General features: G+C 63.7%; 1 protein-coding gene. It reads right to left on the bottom strand.

Annotated features, from left to right (window positions below):
- On the bottom strand, positions 1-336 hold a 336-nt coding region (locus OU11_RS09350; protein WP_033516205.1), incomplete at both ends, for a DUF7917 domain-containing protein.

Raw genomic sequence — 336 nt, 5'->3', positions numbered from 1 at the left:
CCTTCATCGTCACATCACGCCACGCACGGTAATACACCATGAAATGACGGTCCGAGGATTCCACACCCGTCAGGCTCGCCATGGCGGCCTCGATGTCGGCCTGCAGGTCGGCGGTCCACATCGCCACCTCGTCGGCGGTATAGGTCCTGCCCGTCAAGCCTTCGACCGCGGCGTCACGGGACTGGCGCACCGCGGACTTCACGTCGTCGGACATGACGTCGCCCGCCAGGATGTTATCCGCGGCCGAGATCTGGTCCATCAGTTCGGTGGTGTCGACGCCCAGCAGTCCCACTTCCAGTGTCGGGTCGTAGGTGTTGCTGAAGCCCTCGTCGTAGT

Origin of the sequence: Bifidobacterium pullorum DSM 20433 (assembly GCF_000771405.1) — a bacterium.
In the GTDB taxonomy this organism is placed as follows: Bacteria; Actinomycetota; Actinomycetes; order Actinomycetales; family Bifidobacteriaceae; genus Bifidobacterium; species Bifidobacterium pullorum.
The sequence above is the reverse complement of the archived record's forward strand: the minus strand, read 5'-3'. Positions and strand labels throughout refer to the sequence as shown.